Below are 15,545 nucleotides of genomic sequence, written 5' to 3' on the forward strand. Positions count from 1 at the left end.
AGGGGGGAAGAAGGTGGCTCCCGGGACTATAGGGGAAAGGCGATGGGGATTTCTCCTGGCCCCGGCTCACTCGTTCCGGCTGTTCCAGGCCTCGCACGGTCCGAACAGCCGGGCGTCGGTGTCCTTCTCGTAGGGCATTCCCTTGGGCATGTGGAGGACTTCCATCTGCATGCCCCACGGGGTCAGGAAGTAGACCCAGCGATCTCCCGCGATGGGGCCCTCGGTGATGGTCTGCGGCTCGCCGAGGATCTTCACGCCGGGCACCGACCGGAGGTAGTCGACCGCGGCATCCACGTCCTCGACGTCGATGGCCAGGTGGTGGCCGCCCCAGTCGCTGTTGCGCGGGAGCTCCTGCCGCTGGCCGGGGGCCGTGTACTCGAACAGCTCGAGGTTGCTGACGGGTCCGAAGCGCAGCATGGCGATGTGTGTCGAGGCCCGGGGGTCCACGTTGAGCTGGCGGGTCATCCAGTCGCCCGTCTGATCCTCGACGGGGCCGATCCGGTACAGCAGCTCGGCACCCAGGACGTTGACGAAGAAGTCGACCGCCTGATCGAGGTTGGGAACGGTATAGGCGAGGTGGTGGACGTTGCGTGCGCCGGGAATGCCCTTGCTGGTACGGCTCATGTGAGGAAGTCCTTTCGTGTGTCTGGTTCGAGGGGGTCACGGACGGGATGTGACTACTCGCGGCCCGCGTACTCCTGGTTGGCGATGGCGCTCATCAAGAGCAGGCCGCCATCGACGGTGAGGGTGACGCCCGTGATGTAGGCGGCGTCCGGTCCCGCCAGGTGGGCGATGAGCGCCGCGACCTCGCGCGAGCGCCCGGGCCGTCCCATGGGGATGGCGGGCCGGGAGAGCTCCGCCGCGTCACGGCTCTCGGGGACGCCGTTCATCGGCGTGGCGGTCTCTCCCGGGCTGACCGCGTTGACGCTGATGCCATGGCGGGCCAGCTCCAGGGCCATCACCTTGGTCAGCAGGCCCAGTCCCCCCTTGGAGGCGCAGTAGGAGGAACCGCCCAGGATGGGCACCAGCTCGTGCACGGACGTCACGTTGACGATGCGCCCGCCTCGCCCCTGCGCCACCATGCGGCGTGCCGCCACCTGGGCACACAGGAAGGGGCCCGTGGTGTTGATGGTGAGGATGCGCTGCCAGTCCTCCGGCGTCTCCTCGAGGAACGAGGCGCGGCGGTTGACCCCGGCGTTGTTGACGAAGACGTCCACTCCGCCCAGCTCGCTGATCGCCCGCTCCACCGCGTCCGCGGCGGCCTTGGGATCCGTCAGGTCCATGCGGAAGGTCACCGCCCGCACGCCGTGGGCCTCCACCTCCGCGGCGACCTGCCGGGCTCCCTCCGCGTTCGAGTTGAAACCAATCCCGACATCGAAGCCCTTCTGGGCCAGGGCGATGGCGGTGGCCTTGCCGATGCCGGAACTGGCACCGGTCACGATGGCGAAACGCTCGTTCTTCATGTCTCTTCCTCCAGCAGTTCGTATCCGGCCTGGGCGAGGCTCCCCGCGCCCAGGTAGCCGTAGACCGTCCGGGTGGTGACGCCGGGATCGGTCCGGAACCCGTGCCATTCGCCGGCCGGGATGTAGGCCAGGTCGCCCGGGTTCAACCGCACCGGGCCGTCCTTCGTGAGGTGTTCGCCACCGCCTTGCAGCACCAGGAAGAACTCATCGGCCTTCGGGTGGCGGTGGAGCTGGTGGCTGCCTCCGGGGGTGAACGTCGAGGTGGCCACGACCACCGAGCGCGTGCCGACGGTCTGGCTGGTGGCCAGCCAGTGCACGCCCATGTCGATGAACCCACCGGCCTCGCCCAGGGGGCTGTGACTGCCCTGGTCCGCCGTCCGGGAGATGCGGCAGCCGCACCCGGCGCCATCCGCCGCGTGGGGCTCCGCGTCCCGCGGGTCGCTGGTTCCGCCGTACACCACCAGGAGCACCGCGTTCTCGCCGCTCCTGGCTTCGAAGGCGCGGCGGGTACCCGGCGCGTTGAACACGCCCTCGCCGGGAGCCAGCCGCCAGGTCTGCCCGTCCGCGCGCCAGTCGCCCTTTCCGGACAGCAGGAAGGAGACCGACTCCGCCCCGGGAAGGCTGTGCTCCGGCAGCCCGGATCCCTCGGTCAGCTCCTGGATCATCAGCATGCCGAGCGCCTCCGGGATGAGCTCCCGGTTGACCAGCCACTGCACGCCGCTGGTCCGCTGCCGGGAGGACCCGCTCAAGGCCTCGAGGGTGCGCCGGATCATGACGCCCTCCCTTCCCGGGACCCGAGCGAGGACTGGCTGTCGTTGAAGCGCAGCAGCACCTTGGGCGGACCCGAGCGGCCACGCTCGAGCATCTCGAAGGCGTGTGCGGCCTGTCCGGGCGGCAGCACTCCGGCGACCAGCGGCTTCGCGTCCAGGATGCCGTCGACGAAGAGCTGGATCGTCCGGTCGTAGTAGTCCAGACCATGCCGGATGCCGAGGAGATCGACTCCCCGCAGGACGAGCTCCCCGGGCACGAACCCGGCCACCGGCTCGTTCGCGACGCCGACCACCGCCACCCGGCCACCCGTCGCGGCGAGCTCGACGCTGCGCAGGAAGGCCCGCGAGGAGCCGGAGGCCTCGATGACCAGCGAGTAGGAGCCGCTCCGGGCCTGCTCGGGCCGCAGCGTGCGCCGGGCCCCGCAGGCGGCGGCCAGCTTCAGCCCCGCTTCATCGATGCCGATCGCATCCACGCTCCGGCCCATCCGCGAGGCGAGCTGCACGGCGAGCAGGCCGATGGTTCCGGTCCCCACCACCGCGACCTCGTCCTCCAGGCCGCAGCCGGCCTTGTCGAAGCCACCCACCACGGTGACCGCCGGCTCGATGAAGGCGGCGTTCAAGTCGGAAAGGGCGTCCGGCAACACGGTGAGCGACCGCATGGGCATGCGGATGTACTCGGCCGCGGCGCCCTGCAGCCCGTAGAGGCCCACCTCCACCAGCCGCTCGCAGTGCGCCCGCTGGCCGCGCTGGCACATCCGGCACAGACCGCAGGGGACCATCGTCTGGCCCACCACCCGGTCTCCCACCGCGATTCCCCGCACGTCCTCGCCCACGGCGGCCACCTGGCCACACCACTCATGGCCGAACACCAGCGGAAAGCTCGCCCGGCCATCCTTCAGGTACGAGGCGGTGCCGTGCAGCAGCTCCAGGTCGGTGCCGCACAGCCCGACATACGAGGGACGGATCAACACTTCGGCCGGCCGGGGCCCCGGAATCGGAATCCGGGTGACCTCGACACGCCCCGGTGCGGTGATCGCCACCGCCGTCATCGAGCCTTCCGGCCAGGCTCCTGTTCGAATCACACTCATACGACGGGCCTCCTCATGGGCAGGGATTGGGAAATGGAGCGGGGCATCACGGCGAGCCAGAGCAGCTCCAGGCCGCCGTCCCCACTGGTGAGGCGAACCTGCGCCCCGTCAGGCACGAGCACCAGCTCACCGGCCCCCAGGGGACGCCCCGTGGACTCCGAGCCCTGCTCCAGCAGCCGCCCCGAGCCCGCGAGGATGAACCAGGCACTCTCGCTGCCCTCGCGGCCCCGGAGGGCGAACTCGGTGCCCGGCGACAACCGCACGTAGTCGACGGACTCGCACTCGGAATGCAACATTCCGCGCCGGGCCAGCGAGCGCCAGCGGATCTCCTCGCCGCCCTCGCGCGTGCTGGAGGTCCTGTCGATGGTGGAGATGATCATCGCGCTCCGCCTCCGGGCACTTCGAGGCTCGCCAGGAAGTACTCCAGGCCTTCCGCTCCGGCGGTGACGGTCATCCCGGTCCCCAGCGGCAGCGTGACGGAGACGCCGTACTTCATGGGAACGGCCGTCTCTCCCGAGGAGATCTCCCCGGAGCCCCGGAGCGTGAACAGGGTGTGCTCCACGCCCTCCGCGGACAGCTCCGCCTGCTGTCCGGGCTTCAGGTCCACCAGGCGGATGTTGCGCAGCGGTCCGGTGAAGACGCCGCGGGGATCGACTTCGTAGGTCTGTCTCAGGTTGAGCACCACGGCGTTCGTCACGTCTTTCTCTCCTCGTTGCATGGGGGGGGTGGGGGCGGGGCCCGGGGGCGCCGAGCCGCGCAGCGCCGCCGCGGTGGCGGGACTGGGCATTTCGATGACCAGCCAGCCCAGGCCCTCGTCGCCGACGTTGCGCAGGCCGTGCTTCGTGCCGAGGCCCGTCAGGATGAGGCTGCCCGGGCCCACCGCGTGCGGCGTGTCGTCGAGCGTCATCTCTCCGCGGCCCGAGAGGATGAAGTAGATCTCCTCGGTGCGGGTGTGCACGTGCTCCCCGCTGATGCCGCCCGGGGGGATCCACGCCCACTCGATCGCCTCCCATGCGCCGAACAACCCGGCCCGCCGCGCCAGGCACTTCCACTGGGAGAGCCCGGTGGTGCCGTGGACTCCGTAGACGACGGAGGGATCCTCGAGATCTCCGATGATCAACCCCTCACGCATTGGCGGCCTCGCGCATGAGCTCGGAGCCGGAGTCCATCTCCCGGAGGGTGGTGGCCGCGGCGACCAGCTCTTCCGGCCGGACGTCATTGACGAAGCACGCCGAGCCGATGCCCATGGCCAGCGGCAGCCGCTGGAGCCCGTCGCGGTGGCGGATCGTGTCGGCCAGGGCCTCCACCAGCACCTCCGGCTCGCAGTGCCGGTGGTAGATGGGCAGCTCCAGCTTGCGCATGAGCCCGAAGATCCGATCCCTCTCCCCGGGGGTGATCAGCCCGCGCTGGACGGAGAGGAGCGTGGTGAGCGCCATGTCGATGTTCACCGCCTCGCCGTGCAGCAGCTCGGGCAGGGCCAGCATCTCGACGGTCGGGCTGAACGAATGGCCGTAGTCGACCACGCGCTCCAGCTTCTGCTCCCACAGGTTCAGCTCCAGCTCCTCGAGCATCCCCGTGATGGCCCGCTCGATGACCTGATTGGCGGCCTGGTTGCTCTCGGGCGTCCTGCCTTGCAGCCGCTCCTCGATGAGCGTGGGGCCGTGGCGATCGAGCAGCTCGAAGAGGGCCCGGTCCTTGATGAGGGCGATCTTCAGGATCTCCGCGAGGCCGTTGACGATGTGCCGGCGGTCCACCGTCTTCAGGAAGCAGCGGTCCAGCAGCGTGTCCTTCGCGGGGAAGTACGTGCCGAGCCGGTTCTTGTGCGCGCTGTGATTGACGCCCGTCTTCGCGCCCACCCCGGCGTCCACGAGGCCGATGAGCGTGGTGGGGACCCGCACATACGGCGTGCTGCGGCGGTACAGGCTCGCGGCGAGCCCGACGATGTCCATGAGGACGCCTCCGCCGATGGCGATGATGGGCTCGTGGCGGCGCGAGATGCCGAACTCGTTGATGCCCTTCACCACGGCGAAGACCGAGTCCATGGTCTTCTCCGTCTCGGAGATGGGGAGCGAGATGATCTGATGCTTCACGCCATGGTGCTGGAGGTACTGGCGGAGCTGGACGCCGTAGAGGCGGTCCACCGCGGAGTCGATCACCACGAGCCTGCGGAGCGTGCCCGTCTGCTGGGTGGCGCCGGCCTCCAGGAGGGCCCGGTTGTGGGGATCGAACACGCCGTTGACCACCCGCACCTGATAGTGGACGGGCAGGGCGGCACTGACAATCCAGGTTCGCGACATGTCATGATTCAAGGTTGCTCTCCTGTTGCGGCTCGGGGATGGAGGGGGGTTGGAAGCCGGCGTGTATGCCGCGCGGCTTGTGTGGACAGAGGGGAGAGGGCGCGGATGTGACGTTCAGCCGTGCCGCGCCGCGAGCATGAAGCGCGAGGCCTGCTCACCGATGAGGATGGCGGGAGCGTTGGTGGGGCCGGAGGTGATCTCCGGCATGATCGACGCATCCGCCACGCGCAGGCCCTCGAGGCCATGGACGCGCAGCCGCGGGTCCACCACCGCGCGCTCGTCCACGCCCATGCGGCAGGTGCTGGTGGGGTGGAAGAAGCAGGTGGTCGCCTTGCGGATCCACTCCACCATGGCGGTGCGGCCGAGCGGTCCTGGCATGAGCTCGCGCTTGCGGAACCCGTCGAAGGCGCGCGAGGCGCCAATCTCCCGGCTCAGCTCGACGGCGATCCGCAGGGCCTCGACGTCCGCTTCGTGGCCCAGGTAGTTCATGTCGATGATGGGCGGGGCGGAAGGGTCCGCGGAGGCGAGCCGCAGGTGGCCTCGGGAGGCCGGGCGGATCAGGCCGGGGATGATGGAGTAGCAGTTGTCCGGCACGGGGCCGAACTCGGGGGAGACGACGGGGAACTCGTGGAGGATCGGCTGGATGTCGGGGCGCGAGAGCCCCGGGTGCGAGCGCCAGAACAAGGTCGCCTCGGCGCCATTGCCTCGGGGCGGAGGCAGGGGAACGCTGCTCTCGTAATTGACGCCGGCCACCAGGATGTGGTCCTGCAGCTCCTGGCCCACGCCGGGCAGATCGTGCACCACGGGAATGCCGAGGGCCCGGAGCTCGTTGGCGGGCCCCACCCCGGACTGCATCAACATCTTGGGGGAGTTGATGGCACCGGCGGACAGCACCACCTCGCGGGTGGCGCGCACGCGGCGCACCTGGCCTCCATGGCGGAACTCCACGCCGGTGCAGCGGCGGCCCTCGAAGATCAGCCGCGTCACCTCGGCGTGGGTGAGCACCGTCAGGTTGGGCCGGCTCATGGCCGGGAAGAGCAGGCCCCGGGCCACGTTGAAGCGCTCGCCGTCGGCGATGCACAGGTCGAAGAAGCCCGCGCCCTCCATGTTCGCGCCGTTGTAGTCGCGGGTGGTGGGCACGCCGGTCTGCCGGGCGCCCTCGAGGAAGGCATGGGCGAGGGGATGGGGGTCGGCCGCCCGGGAGATGCGCAGCGGGCCGCCCGTGCCCCGGTAGTCGTCCGCGCCGCCCGAGTAGTCCTCCAGCTCCTTGAAGATGCGGCGGACCGTCTCGGCATCCCAGCCGGGGTTTCCCTGGGCGGCCCAGCTCTCGAAGTCCTCGCGGTGGCCGCGTACCCAGACGCTGGCGTTGTTGCTGGCACAGCCCCCCAGCATCTTTCCGCGAGGGCAGGGGACGATCCGGTCCGCCGCGTTCCGCTGGGGCACCGTCTGGTAGTTCCAGTCCAGCTCGGTGCCGAGCAGGTGCTTCCAGCGCGAGGGGATGAACACGTCCGGATGGGTGCCGGGGCCACCGGCCTCGAGGACCAGCACCTGATTCGCCGGGTCCTCGGACAGTCTGGCGGCCAGCACACAACCAGCCGAGCCCGCGCCAATGACGATGAAGTCATGGGCCTCGCGGGGGCTCTCGCGCAGCCGGCGTTGGTTCTCACAGGCGGCGAGGGCGTCCTCGGCCAGGAGCGCCGCGCGCTCCGCTGGGACTCCTGCCTCCTTCGCGGCCTGGAGGAAACCCTCCCGGTCCAGTTCGCCGCTGCGCACCTGATGGACGAGCAGCCCGAGGGTGCCGTTTCTATTCCGCTCCATGATCTCTCCTGGGGTTCTTGGGGGGAGAGTCAGAGGGCCTTTCTTGTGAGCCACGCCAGGCTGCTCAGCCGCCGAGGCGGTGCAGGGCCTTGGGAAAAGGGCCCGGAATCACAGGCGACTCCGTTCCTCTCGAACTGTCTTGCAGGGACCAGCGAGGCAAGACAGGGAGCGAGCGGATGATGCAATCAGCGGCAAGGGTATGGGACGAGAGCGCGGCGGACGTCGAGTGGGCCCGGGAGATTCCCGAGCCGTGCACGATGATCCTCTTCGGTGCCTCCGGTGACCTGGCGGGACGCAAGCTCGTCCCGGCGCTCTTCCGGCTCTTCCAGGAGGGATTGCTGCCCGCGGAGTTCACCCTCGTCGGCACCGCGCTCGCCCAGATGGGACACGAGGCCTTCCGTTCGCGGATGCGGACCGTGGTCGAGCAGGCCCTCGGGTCCGGCGGGGTGGACGCGGCCGCGTGGAACGTGTTCGCCCGGGGGCTGTACTACGTGCCGGTGGATATCTCCTCGGCCGGGGACTACGCGCGGCTGGGCAGGCTGCTCGGCGAGGTGGAAGCGGAGCGCGGGACGGGGGGCAACCGCCTCTTCTACCTCGCGGTGTCGCCCACGCTCTTCGGTGACGTGGTGGATCGGCTGGGGGAGTCGGGGCTGGCCAGGTCCGATGCGAGGCGCTGGTCGCGCATCGTCGTCGAGAAGCCCTTCGGGACGGATCTCCCCAGTGCGCGGCGGCTCAACCTCTGCCTGCGCCGGCACTTCGACGAGTCGCGCATCTACCGGATGGACCATTACCTCGGGAAGGAGATGGTGCAGAACCTGCTGGTGCTCCGGCTCGCCAACAGCATCTTCGAGCCGCTGTGGAACCGGCAGCACATCGACCACATCCAGGTGACGTGCGCCGAGCCGTTGGGCGTGGAGGGACGGGGCGGGTACTACGAGCAGGCGGGAGTGGTGCGGGACATGATCCAGAACCACGCCTTCCAGGTGCTCTCCCTCATCGCGATGGAGCCACCCGCCAGCCTGGAGCCCGAGGCCGTGCGTGACGAGAAGGTGCGGGTGCTGGCGTCGGCACGGCCCTTCACTCCCGAGCGCATCCGCGCCGAGTGCGTGCGGGGGCAGTATGGGCCGGGCCTCATCGCGGGCACTCCCGTGTGCGGCTACCGCCAGGAGCCGGGCGTCTCGCCCACCTCGGGGGTGGAGACCTACGCGATGCTGACCATGCGCTTCGACAACGCACGCTGGGCCGGTGTGCCCTTCTACGTGCGCTCCGGCAAGCGGCTGAAGGAGCGCCTCACCGAGGTGGTGGTGCAGTTCAAGGAGGGACGGGACAACCTCTTCGGCGGGGGACAGCGGGAGCGGATGTCCGCCAACCAGCTCATCATCCGGATCCAACCGCACGAGAGCGTCACCCTGCGGGTGGCGATGAAGGCCCCCGGGCGGGCGGTGCGCGTGCGCGACATGGACATGAGCTGCTTCTACGCCGCGTCACACGAGGGGCCGCCGCCCGAGGCCTACGAGCGGCTGCTGCTGGACGGCATGCTCGGGGTCTCCACGCTCTACACGCGGGAGGACATGGTGGAGCGGGCCTGGGAGCTGGTCACGCCCGTGCTGGACGCCTGGTCCACCACGGGCGCGGAGCCGAACTACGCCGCCGGGACGTGTGGCCCGGCGGCCGCCAGCCGGTTGCTCGAGCGCCATGGGCACGTCTGGAACGGGACGTGAGTGTGGCGCCGGGAGGCCCGGTCAGCCGCGCTTGAGGATCTCCATCAGGTGGAAGTCCTTGATGTCGGGGATGAGCGCGGCGGCCTGCTCGCGGATGGCGGGCAGGCGCTTGTGGACGTTGATGCCCGGGCAGGCGGTGCGGACGCAGCTCGCCCCGCGGCCCCAGTCGCGGTGGCCGCAGATGCGGTGATTGACGAGCGCCGGGCGGCACGAGGCGTCCGGCTTGGGATAGGCGGCCTGCTCCAGCGGGTTGAGTCCCCAGTACGCTGACTGCAGCGCCGCCATGCGCATCGCGCTGTCCAGGGCCTCGGCGGTGGGCTCGCCACCGGGCGGGACGTTGGGCGCGCCCGGCTCGAACTGGCCCAGCAGGCACACGCCGATGTTGTAGTGGTTGTAGCGGGAGACGTGGCCCGCCTCGGTGGCGTGACCGCCGGCGCGGCCCTGGTAGACGTTGCCGTACTGGTCCACGAGGTAGTGGTAGCCGACGTCGCCCCAGCCCAGGGTGATGGCGTGGTAGTACCAGACGGCCCGCACCGTCGCGACGGGGTTCTCCGGGTTGTTGGCCCACGCGGTGTGGTGGATGGTCACGAACTGCGTCGGGTACACGCCGGCGTAGGGCTCCCAGTAGTACGGCGAGCCCGGCTCGAAATTCGTCGCGCCCCAGCCGTTCGGCCCGTCACGCAGGATGAGGCGCGCCGTCGGGGGGCCGCCGTTGCCCACGCGGAAGGGAATGGCGCGGCCGCGCGAGTCGAGGTCCTCCAGGCCCGGCGAGTCCAGCGCGTCGATCTGCGTGGCCGTCACGCGGCGCACCACCGGGCTGAGGCCGGCATCGGTCGTCTCGAGGGTGATGCGGTACTGCATGGCGCTGGCCCGGCCGAACTCCACCGCGTCCGTGAACGTCTCCAGCCCCTGGGGCGCCTCCTCGTCACCGCGCGCCTCCATCACGTGGCCCACGGGCGTCCAGGGGCCCCACACGGCGCCATCCAGGCTGCCACGCACCTCGAGCTCCATCGTGGTGCCCTCGGGCACGTCCGCCACCCAGTGCATGCCCACCATGTTGAACCAGCCGGTGGACTGGAAGACCTCGGAGATGAAGGTGCGGCCGGGCTCGAAGGAACCGTCCGCGGCGCGCGCGAGCTGGAAGTCACCCCCCATGTCCTCGGGGCCGGCCGTCACGGTGCTTCCATCGTTGCGCGGCAGCGAGTGCCAGTCGTGGGCGCGGATGCCGGCGGACGCCGCGGCGAGGCGCGCGTTGGCGACGCTCGGCCCACCGACGAGCATCGCTCCCAGCGCGGCGGTGCCCTGGAGGAAACCACGACGGCCGAGCAACGCGGACTTGTTCTTGTGCATGCCATTCTCCGGAGGGGGGAACGGCAGACTACTCGCGGAAAACGCAGCAAGTCACGCTAAAACTGTTTTAGCTGCCAGAGCTGTGTCTGACACCCACCCGGAAGCAGGCCGTCCTACCTGCTCACCGCTTCCCGTTATCGCCCCCGTCCTTCTTGTCGGCGGGGACGGTGCGAGCGGGCGTTTCGATCTCCGACTTGATGAGGCGGAAGTCGACGCGGCGGTTCTTGGCGCGGCCGAGCGCGGTGGCGTTGGTCGCGATGGGCCTGGCCTCGCCGAAGCCCTTGGCGCGCAGGCGGTGGGCTTCGATCCCCTTGGAGATGAGGTAGTCCATCACCGACTGGGAGCGCCGCTGGGACAGGTTCAGGTTGAGGGTGTCGGAGCCGACGTTGTCGGTGTGACCCTCGATGAGCACGGGCCCGAGCTCGGGGTTGCGGTCGAGCACGATGGCCACCTCGTCGAGCAGCTTCAGCGACTGCTTCTGGATGGTGGCGGAGCCTGTCTCGAAGAGGATGTTGCCCTTGATGCGGATGCGGTCCGACTCGATGACCACGAGCGGCGGGTTGTCGATGGGGCAACCATCGGCCTCGGGGGGACCGGACTGGTCGGGGCACTTGTCGACGTTGTCGGGGACCTCGTCGCCGTCGGTGTCCGGGCAGCCGTCATAGCCCTTGGGGCCGACCATGAAGGGGCAGAGATCCTGGCCATCGGGCACGCCGTCACCATCCGAGTCGCCGCAGCCCCCATCGGCCTTGGAGCCGGCGGAGTTGGGGCACTGGTCCTCGCCATCGGTGATGCCATCGCCGTCGTTGTCCGTCTCCGGGCAGCCGTCGGTGTCCGCGAAGCCGTCCAGGTCCTCGGCCTCCATGGGGCACCGGTCGCGCGAGTCGGGCACGCCGTCACCATCGGAGTCGACGAACGTCTCGTCGTAGCGCAGGGCGAAGATGACGCGCAGCTCCTCGCGGCCATAGCCGCTGCCGAGCGTCACGCCGCGGCCCACGTCCAGCTCCACGCCCCAGGCGCCGAAGACGCGGGCGCGCACGCCGCCGAGCACCCCCCAGGGCGTCTTGAGCGAGTCGGCTTGGCGGAAGTTGAAGGGGGCGGAGGCGGGCGTGGCCAGGTGCATCTCGGCCACGGCCTGCACGTCGGTGAGACGGCCGATGTTGGGCAGGTCCACCACGGCACCGGCGCCGAACGTCACCTCGTTGCCCACGTAGAGGTTGAGGTACTGGGCATGCTGGGGGCGCAGGCGCAGGCCCAGGTTGCCGAGCACGCGCACCGGGCCGAAGGCGCGCTCCACGGCGAGCCGCGGGGCCACCAGCACGCTGCGCTCCCCGAGGAAGCTGCCGCCATCCCCGGTGGGCAGACGCACCTCGGCGGAGAGGGCGACGCCCACGGGGAACTCCTCGGGCAGCAGGAGGAAGACGCGGGGCTGGAGCCGCACGTCGCCGAAGCCGAACCGGCTGACTCCGGCGGCGCCCGGGAAGTCCGGGGCATTGAGGGTGTCGCGCAGCAGTTGGAAGCCATCCCCCTGCGTGAGGGTGAGGGGCACGTCCGCGGCGAGTTCCAACCGGCGGTGCAGCTGCCAGGCGAAGAGCGCGTGGGCGTCCAGCCGGTAGGGGAGGAGATCTCCCAGCTTCTCGTCGCCGAGCTTGAGGGCGAGGAGGCCGCGGTTGTAGTCGAAGAGCAGGGCGCCCCGGAAACTGCCGGCGGGCTCGGCCCTGGCGCCCTCGAGGGCAATGCCACTCTGCTGGGCAGGCGTGGCCTTCAGCGGCACGGCATCGAAGCCGCGCGCGAACGGATCATGGTCCGCCCGCGCCGCGATACCGGCCAGCAGCAGGCACACCACTGCGAGTCGGGTTGCTTCGCTGCGCAATGACCGCTCCCAGGGAGAGGCCCGGAAATTCGGGCTCTACAATGGGTCGGCTCATACCATCCACTCCCGGGGGGCGAAAGAAAACCCCCGCGAGAGTGCCTGCTCGCTACAGCCCCGCGCTACTTCTCCATGAAGGATTGCGCGGGGACGATCTGGATGGCGTCGGGGCGGATGGGCAGCGGCCAGGAGATGATGGCCTGGTCCTCCTCCAGGAGCGCGGGAGGCTTGGCGGAGGCGTAGGTGATGGGCGAGGGCGGCTGCTCCTCGAGGAGCCTGGCCAGCTCCTGGGCATCCTGGGTGACGAAGGCGAAGTTGAGGGCCTCGGGACGCAGCTGCCGGCGGATGGCGGCGTGCACGGACTCGGGGGTCATCTTCGCGAGCGCGGCGCGGTACTGCTCCAGGAAGCCGGGCGTGCCGTAGAGGAGCGAGTCGATGGCGTAGCCGAGCCGGCGTTGATCCGTCTGCTCCCACAGGCGGGTGTAGCCCAGGAGGAAGCCGCGGCTGAGCTCGAACCGGTCCTGGGGAATGCCCTGCTTCACCAGTCGGTCGAGGAAGTAGAGGGTGCCGCGGGTGGCGAACACGCCGTTGACGGGCACCACGGGGCGGATCCACAGGGTGATGTCCTGCTGGGTGCGCGCGATGTTGGTGCGGTTGTAGGTGGTGCCGGGCTGCTCGATGAAGTGCTCGGCGTAGGCGTAGTCGCCGTAGTTGAGGCCGCGCTTCTCGCGCAGCTCGTTGAAGAGGACGCCGGAGGACTGGCGGTGCTCGCCGAGGTACGAGAGGGCGAGGGACACGGGGAAGAAGTCCGGATCTCCCCGGCGCAGGGGCGTGACGTAGCCCATGGAGACGGCGGTGGAGAGGGTGGGCTTCTGCACCACGAGGGCGCGGCCCCCGGTGGTGGGCACGGGAGGCAGCTCCACGCGCGGGGCGCCGGTGGCCGGGAGCGCGGACAGGCGCGAGACGACGGTCTTCTGGAGCGCCTCGTCCACGGGGCCCGCGAGGCCGATGACGAGCCGGTCCTGGGTGAAGACGCGCGCGGCGTGCGCCTTCACGTCCTCCAGGGTGATGGACTCGAGCCCCTTCTCGGTGCCGCCCACGAAGTGCGCGTAGGGGTGGCCCTGGAAGAGGAGCGCATCGAGCGCCACCTTGCCGAGCAGCTCGTCGTTCTCGCTGCGCAGCCCGTTGCGCACGTCGCTGAGGGCCCGCGCGCGCAGCCGCTCGAACTCCTGGGGCGACAGGCGCGGCTTCAGCAGCACGTCGGTGAAGAGGTCGAGGAAGCGCGGCAGGTGGTCCTTGTGGACACGGCCGGCGAAGACGGTGAGCTCCTTGTCGGTGGAGGAGCCCAGCTCGGCGGCCATGGGGAAGAGGACCTCATTGAGCTGGGCCGAGGTGAGGCTCTGCGTGCCGCCCTCGGCGAGGAGGTCGGCGGTGAGGGAGGTGAGGCCCTCCTTGCCCTTCGGGTCATCCACCGAGCCCGAGTGGAAGACGAGCCGGAAGCTGACGATGGGGCTGGCCGGGTTGGCCTGGACGACGAGCCGCAGGGGCTCGGGGCGCTTCAGGGGCACGGCGGGCACGGAGGCGGGCGTCTCGGGCTGAGCGGGAGCCTGCGCCTGTTCGGCCTGGGGCGGAGGCGCCTCGGGAGCGGGCGCGGTCTGGGAGGTGGTGGCGCAGCCGCCGAGGTACAGCACGGCGCAGAGGGCGAGGGAGCGGGAGATGAAGGGACGCATCAGTTCTGGCCTCCGGCCTTCTTGGGGGTGAGGGTGAGCTGGGTGCGGTTGGCGGCGGTGAGGTACTTCTTGGCGAAGGTGACCAGGTCGCCCGGCTTCACCTCGGAGACCTTCTGGTAGTGGAGGGCGAGCGCGTCCGGCGTGCCGAAGATGCCGGCGTACCAGGAGAGCTGGGTGGCCACGGACTTGGCCGTCTCCATGCTCATGAGGAGGCCGTAGCGGGTGTTGCTCTTGATGGCCTCGACGCGGCCGGCGTCCACCTTGCCGGTGGCGAGCTCCCTCACGGCGGCATTGAAGGCGTCACGGACGGGGCCGCGGTGGCGCTCCTCCTGGAGGACGGCGACGAGGCTGAAGAGGTGCGGGTCGCGGTGGAGGGAGAAGTCACTGCCGATCTGCTGGGCGAACTGCTTCTCCAGCACGAGCTCCTTGTGGAGCGGGCTGGTGGGGCCGACGAGGTAGTCGACGAGCACGGTCTGGATGGCGGCGGCGGAGGTGTCGAGCCGGGCGGCCGGGGTGCGCCAGGCGAACATGTGGCGCGGCTGGGTGCTCTGGGGCCAGTCGATGTGGACGGAGCGCTCCTTCGTCTGGGGCGGCTCGGCGGGCACGTTGACGGTGGCGCTCTTGCGGTCCCACGGGCCGTAGTGCGTGCGCACCGCCTGCATGAGCGTGTTGTCGTCGAAGTCACCGACGACGACGAGCAGGACGTTGTCCGGGGTGTACCAGCGCTCGAAGAAGGTGCGGCTGTACTGGTAGGCCTGGGGCATGGCCTTGATGTCGTCGTAGTAGCCGAGCGTGGTGTGCCCGTAGGTGTGCTTGGTGAAGGCGGTGCGGCCGAGCTCCTCCTCGATCTTCAGGTAGGGCTGGGCGGCATTCTTGTGGTACTCGCCGAGCACGGCGAGCGCCTCGGTCTGGAAGGAGGGCTCGGAGTACTCGAGGTTGCGGAAGCGGTCGGCCTCGATCTCCACCAGCTTCTCCAGGCCGGCGGCGGGCCCGTACGAGTGGTAGACGGTGATGTCGTCGGAGGTGAAGGCGTTGTCGTCGTAGCCGTAGGTGCTGATGACCTTCTCGCGCTCGCCCTCGGGGAAGTTCTTCGTGCCCTTGAACATCATGTGCTCGAAGAAGTGGGCGAAGCCGGTGCGGCCCGGCTCCACCTCGTTGCGCGAGCCCACGCGCACCACCGTCTGGTAGGCGATGAGGCCCGGCGAGTTGAAGGGCACGCGGACGACCGTGAGCCCGTTGGGCAGGCGATCGACCTTCATGGGGTAGGGGAAGAAGGGGGAGGCGGCCTGCTCGGCGGCCGCCGCGGGAAGGGCCACTCCCAGCAGGAGCAGCAGGAGGGAGATGAAGCGGCGTTGCATGCGTGTCCTCATGTCGCTGAAGCACCCACGAGGTGGGCGCCAGGGAACGGCGCAGGCTACTTGCTATTCCCACGAGCGGG

The 15,545-nt window shown here is 70.0% G+C and carries 13 protein-coding genes; 1 reads left to right on the forward strand and 12 read right to left on the reverse strand.

The annotated features are described in order from the left end of the window. Positions 1-66: 66 nt before the first annotated feature. The 8 genes from ACN28I_RS43020 to ACN28I_RS43055 form a co-directional block, all read right to left on the reverse strand. Positions 67-624: a VOC family protein gene (locus tag ACN28I_RS43020; RefSeq protein WP_420947673.1), complete on the reverse strand. Its 558-nt coding sequence runs from the start codon at positions 622-624 to the stop codon at positions 67-69. A 53-nt stretch (positions 625-677) separates the two neighbouring features. Further along, positions 678-1,463 (reverse strand): SDR family oxidoreductase, encoded by a 786-nt coding sequence (locus tag ACN28I_RS43025; protein WP_420947674.1) that lies wholly within the window; start codon positions 1,461-1,463, stop codon positions 678-680. Beyond that, positions 1,460-2,236 carry a cupin domain-containing protein gene (locus ACN28I_RS43030; RefSeq protein ID WP_420947675.1) on the reverse strand — a complete coding sequence of 259 codons (777 nt, stop codon included), beginning with the start codon at positions 2,234-2,236 and terminating at the stop codon, positions 1,460-1,462. The genes ACN28I_RS43025 and ACN28I_RS43030 overlap by 4 nt, the downstream gene beginning before the upstream one ends. Beyond that, positions 2,233-3,321, reverse strand: coding sequence for a zinc-dependent alcohol dehydrogenase (locus ACN28I_RS43035; protein ID WP_420947676.1), 1,089 nt, complete (start codon positions 3,319-3,321; stop codon positions 2,233-2,235). The genes ACN28I_RS43030 and ACN28I_RS43035 overlap by 4 nt, the downstream gene beginning before the upstream one ends. Beyond that, the gene (locus tag ACN28I_RS43040) at positions 3,318-3,701 is read right to left on the reverse strand and encodes a cupin domain-containing protein (protein WP_420947677.1); all 384 of its coding nucleotides are present in this window, start codon (positions 3,699-3,701) and stop codon (positions 3,318-3,320) included. The genes ACN28I_RS43035 and ACN28I_RS43040 overlap by 4 nt, the downstream gene beginning before the upstream one ends. Beyond that, positions 3,698-4,453 carry a cupin domain-containing protein gene (locus ACN28I_RS43045; protein WP_420947678.1) on the reverse strand — a complete coding sequence of 252 codons (756 nt, stop codon included), beginning with the start codon at positions 4,451-4,453 and terminating at the stop codon, positions 3,698-3,700. Before ACN28I_RS43045 ends, ACN28I_RS43040 begins: the two co-directional genes overlap by 4 nt. Beyond that, positions 4,446-5,630, reverse strand: coding sequence for a sedoheptulose 7-phosphate cyclase (locus tag ACN28I_RS43050; protein WP_420947679.1), 1,185 nt, complete (start codon positions 5,628-5,630; stop codon positions 4,446-4,448). The genes ACN28I_RS43045 and ACN28I_RS43050 overlap by 8 nt, the downstream gene beginning before the upstream one ends. Positions 5,631-5,732: 102 nt before the next feature. Then, complete coding sequence (locus tag ACN28I_RS43055) at positions 5,733-7,436, reverse strand: GMC family oxidoreductase (protein WP_420947680.1); 1,704 nt, start codon at positions 7,434-7,436, stop codon at positions 5,733-5,735. A 176-nt stretch (positions 7,437-7,612) separates the two neighbouring features. Here ACN28I_RS43055 and zwf point away from each other — a divergent pair, with 176 nt between their 5' ends. Beyond that, positions 7,613-9,157, forward strand: coding sequence for a glucose-6-phosphate dehydrogenase (gene zwf / locus ACN28I_RS43060; RefSeq protein ID WP_420947681.1), 1,545 nt, complete (start codon positions 7,613-7,615; stop codon positions 9,155-9,157). Positions 9,158-9,178: 21 nt separating this feature from the next. On the opposite strand, the gene ACN28I_RS43065 is transcribed toward zwf, so the two are convergent. The 4 genes from ACN28I_RS43065 to ACN28I_RS43080 form a co-directional block, all read right to left on the reverse strand. Continuing rightward, a complete protein-coding gene (locus ACN28I_RS43065; RefSeq protein ID WP_420947682.1) occupies positions 9,179-10,507 on the reverse strand; it encodes a peptidoglycan recognition family protein in 1,329 nt (442 codons plus the stop codon). Positions 10,508-10,628: 121 nt separating this feature from the next. Beyond that, entirely contained in the window at positions 10,629-12,380 is a 1,752-nt protein-coding gene (locus ACN28I_RS43070; RefSeq protein WP_420947683.1) for an OmpA family protein, read from the reverse strand. Positions 12,381-12,499: 119 nt separating this feature from the next. Then, the gene (locus ACN28I_RS43075) at positions 12,500-14,107 is read right to left on the reverse strand and encodes a M16 family metallopeptidase (protein ID WP_420947684.1); all 1,608 of its coding nucleotides are present in this window, start codon (positions 14,105-14,107) and stop codon (positions 12,500-12,502) included. Beyond that, entirely contained in the window at positions 14,107-15,465 is a 1,359-nt protein-coding gene (locus tag ACN28I_RS43080) for a M16 family metallopeptidase (RefSeq protein WP_420947685.1), read from the reverse strand. The genes ACN28I_RS43075 and ACN28I_RS43080 overlap by 1 nt, the downstream gene beginning before the upstream one ends. Positions 15,466-15,545 lie beyond the last annotated feature (80 nt).

Origin of the sequence: Archangium gephyra (assembly GCF_049060025.1) — a bacterium.
Lineage (GTDB): Bacteria > Myxococcota > Myxococcia > Myxococcales > Myxococcaceae > Archangium > Archangium gephyra_A.